The sequence below is a fragment of the Okeania sp. genome (assembly GCF_983059655.1).
Window position 1 is genome coordinate 1 of sequence record NZ_CEZPJD010000821.1, and the last position, 3,507, is coordinate 3,507.

Annotated in this window: 8 protein-coding genes; 7 read left to right on the plus strand and 1 reads right to left on the minus strand. The window is 38.1% G+C overall.

What is annotated here, in order from left to right; genetic code table 11:
- Positions 1 to 249, minus strand: a 249-nt coding sequence (locus tag AC3DU7_RS28860) for a hypothetical protein (RefSeq protein WP_488042696.1), incomplete at its 3' end; no start/stop codon positions are given.
- Between the two features lie 292 nt (positions 250 to 541).
- Here AC3DU7_RS28860 and AC3DU7_RS28865 point away from each other — a divergent pair.
- From AC3DU7_RS28865 to AC3DU7_RS28895, 7 genes are all read left to right on the plus strand, one after another.
- Positions 542 to 943, plus strand: a complete 402-nt coding sequence (locus tag AC3DU7_RS28865) for a hypothetical protein (protein ID WP_488042697.1) — start codon at positions 542 to 544, stop codon at positions 941 to 943.
- A gap of 38 nt (positions 944 to 981) precedes the next feature.
- Entirely contained in the window at positions 982 to 1,218 is a 237-nt protein-coding gene (locus AC3DU7_RS28870; RefSeq protein WP_488042698.1) for a hypothetical protein, read from the plus strand.
- Positions 1,219 to 1,406: 188 nt separating this feature from the next.
- A complete protein-coding gene (locus AC3DU7_RS28875; RefSeq protein WP_488042699.1) occupies positions 1,407 to 1,811 on the plus strand; it encodes a hypothetical protein in 405 nt (134 codons plus the stop codon).
- Positions 1,812 to 1,849: 38 nt separating this feature from the next.
- A complete protein-coding gene (locus AC3DU7_RS28880; RefSeq protein WP_488042698.1) occupies positions 1,850 to 2,086 on the plus strand; it encodes a hypothetical protein in 237 nt (78 codons plus the stop codon).
- Between the two features lie 195 nt (positions 2,087 to 2,281).
- Positions 2,282 to 2,674: a hypothetical protein gene (locus AC3DU7_RS28885; protein ID WP_488042700.1), complete on the plus strand. Its 393-nt coding sequence runs from the start codon at positions 2,282 to 2,284 to the stop codon at positions 2,672 to 2,674.
- 73 nt (positions 2,675 to 2,747) lie between these two features.
- Positions 2,748 to 3,107: a hypothetical protein gene (locus tag AC3DU7_RS28890; RefSeq protein WP_488042701.1), complete on the plus strand. Its 360-nt coding sequence runs from the start codon at positions 2,748 to 2,750 to the stop codon at positions 3,105 to 3,107.
- Positions 3,097 to 3,453, plus strand: coding sequence for a hypothetical protein (locus AC3DU7_RS28895; protein ID WP_488042702.1), 357 nt, complete (start codon positions 3,097 to 3,099; stop codon positions 3,451 to 3,453). Before AC3DU7_RS28890 ends, AC3DU7_RS28895 begins: the two co-directional genes overlap by 11 nt.
- Positions 3,454 to 3,507: the final 54 nt, after the last annotated feature.

Consider the following 3,507-nt stretch of genomic DNA (forward strand, 5'->3'; position numbering starts at 1 on the left):
TTGAATTTTGATTTCTTCAGATGTTAAGTCTTGCTCAGACTGCCAAATTTCCACAGCCAATTCTTTGTAAATATCAACTATAAGATGACGCGAATCAATCTTGTTGTCGTAAATTGCCTGTTTGATATACACTCCTATCGCTTGTGCAAAGTAACGACCGGAAATATCCACGCTAATCTCATCTTCAAGGACTTTCAGTAGTTCTTCTTTGATTTTGGATATTAAGTAATCTATTTCTGTTCTAGTCATTAATACCTCTCTTTGAAATCTGGGCGTTTGTCAAACTGGTGTCGCCTTTACATTTTGTCTAGGTAAGGGGCTGACTTGGCAAGAAGTAAGCCCCTGGCAGATGGATATAAATTAAGTAATTCAGAAATTTTTAAGTCAGCTTGAACGGCTAAGAAGTCGTTATTTCATGCTTTTGTTGGTTAGATTCTCCTGTTAACCTCCCCCTTTTCTTTGGCTTATGATTGACATAGTAGCAAAACGATATCTATAATGTCAACGTAGTAGGAAAACATTTTTTCAAGGCTAATGTATCATGGTAGGAAAACAAGAAGAGCTGGACAATGCCAAAAGTAGCAAACAACTTCCATGGAGTAGCCAAAGAGAAAATATCGGTAGCTCTGACCCCTGTAGTCCTGGAATATATAGAACAACAAAAGAACAGGATGGGACCGAAAATCAGTCGTTCCGAAGCTTTGGAACAAATACTGAGAGAGAAAATGTATCCACCACCATTAACAGAGAAGGAGGCCATACTAAAAAACTAGCGAGCCAGTTGGAACTGTTAAAAGAGGCTTTCTATGAATATGTAGGGGCGCATCGTGGCAGACTTGAACAAAGGCTAGACGAAAACAAACAGTTCACTCAAATATTTGAAGAAAGACTTGCTGCACTAGAGCAAGAAGTATTAGGGTCGCCCCAGCATCACAATGAATAATAAGTGTCCGGTGGTAGTTAATACCGTCGGATTTTTTCATGGAAAATCACTCAATTAATCAACAATGCGCGATCGCCTTTCAGTTGGCCCCAAAGGATTATCGCGATCGCGATAAGTGGCCGATTCAACTAATTTGCGGTATCGATTGGCCGCTCTTATTCCAACACTTTGGATTAATAGAAGATATTGCTGAATTTGACAGGGCAACATTTTGTTTTCTAGGTAAGGGGCTGACTTGGCAAGAAGTAAGCCCCTGGCAGATGGATATAAATTAAGTAATTCAGAAATTTTTAAGTCAGCTTGAACGGCTAAGAAGTCGTTATTTCATGCTTTTGTTGGTTAGATTCTCCTGTTAACCTCCCCTTTTTCTTTGGCTTATGATTGACATAGTAGTTCAATGTCGATAGAATGTCAACATTGAACTGCAATCTTTAAGAGAAAACCAAGGTAAGATAGTAATGCAATGAACCTCAATTCAATAGCAGATGCCGAAAACAGTACATCAGAAATATGGAGAGACAAAAGCTCAGACAACTATAAAGCTGACCCCAGCTTGCATGAACTTTCTAGACAAACTGAAGAAACAGAAAGACTTAAGTCGAAGCGAAGTTTTGGAGCAATTAGTGAGAGAGAAAATGCAGCCACCCCCACAACCGCCACCATTGACGGAGGAGGAGGCCATCTCAAAAAACTAATCGACCGACTGGAGCTTCTAGAAAAAGCCTTGGACCGATATGTAGGGGCGCATCGGGACAGATTAGAAAAAAGGCTAGACGAAAGTAAAGAGTTCACCCAAGATTTCAAGCGAGAACTTGCTGCAATCAGGCAAGAAATATTAGAGGGTTCGCCCCAGCATCACAATGAATAATAAGTGTCCGGTGGTAGTTAATACCGTCGGATTTTTTCATGGAAAATCACTCAATTAATCAACAATGCGCGATCGCCTTTCAGTTGGCCCCAAAGGATTATCGCGATCGCGATAAGTGGCCGATTCAACTAATTTGCGGTATCGATTGGCCGCTCTTATTCCAACACTTTGGATTAATAGAAGATATTGCTGAATTTGACAGGGCAACATTTTGTTTTCTAGGTAAGGGGCTGACTTGGCAAGAAGTAAGCCCCTGGCAGATGGATATAAATTAAGTAATTCAGAAATTTTTAAGTCAGCTTGAACGGCTAAGAAGTCCTTATGTCATGCTTTTGCAGTTCTAAATATCCGTTAGGTGTCTCCTCCTTTTTCCTCTAGAATATAAATACTTTAGCAAGGTATTTTATTTTTTGCAATACCTTGCTAGGATATTTACAGAGAAAAAGAGTAATATCTTAATAAGGAATAAAATGGACAAAGAAAATGCCAAGAAAAGCAGTTTATGGAGAGTTGAAACTCTCGACTTCAGTGAGTCTGACCCAAACTTGCTTGACAGCTCTGGACAGGGAGAGGGATGGGACAAAACTCAGTCGAAGCGATGTACTCGAACAATTGATCAGAAAAAACCTGATACAGCCAAGGAAGTTTTCACTTACGAAGGAGCAGTGGAACTTATTGGGGGAATTTGTCGCCGGTTAGATGAACAGGATGCAAGGATGCTTAAGTATGCTTGCAATCATAATGATCGGCTAACAAAAAGGAAAGAAGAAAGTGATGATTTCATCGCTGAATTTAAAAAGGAACAGCAAAGTATCAGAGAAGAGACTCAGAAACTTTTAGCACTGTTAAAACCCGCAGAATAAACTTCCGACGGTAGTTAATACCGTCGGATTTTTTCATGGAAAAATTCAGTTCAACTAATCAACAATTAATCAAATGGAACGAATAGAAATAGAACCAACAGAGGCATCATTTGACGGCATGGAAGATGCAATAAGAGAAGGAGTCAAAGATATCGATAGCACCTTAAGAGATATCAGAAAAAATAGCTTTGAATTGCTCGACCTTTTAGACAAACTAAGCAGCAGAGAAAATAGAGTTTTTGAAGTATTTAAAATCATCCTCGAAAAAAGCTATCAACCTTCCTCAAAATCTTCTGAAAAAGACATAGAGAAGATGATAAAACAAGCCATCAAAATAGTTAATAAATGCGACGAATATTGCATCACAACAAAAAAACACAGACTACACAATATTGAGCAAATTATCGAAAACCCAGAAAAAGATGAAAATTAAAATCAAACCATACACTTTTAAAGCAGAAACCGTTATAGCTAAAGCCATACAAAAAGCTATTAACTCATCAGAAATTAGTAGGTTAATAGTTAATAATTTTGACAACTTTGTAAGCATTTTAGGAGACATTGTACTTCCAACACAGACTGCCAAAAAAGCAGCAGCAGAGGAAGAAGAGCGAAGACAAGCATTTGAACTATTCAAAATACTCTATCAAGATAATTGTCAAGAAATAGTGTCGGGTGAAAAATCAGTAGAGTTTTTCGCAAATTTAGCTATTGCCGATGTCAAGCGATTTAACAAGAAAATAGAACAAGAAAGAAAAGCGTGTCAAGAGGAAGATTGAATGAACATATTAAAGCAATTAAAAACCCTAAATTGGCAAAATCAAGTATCAGTA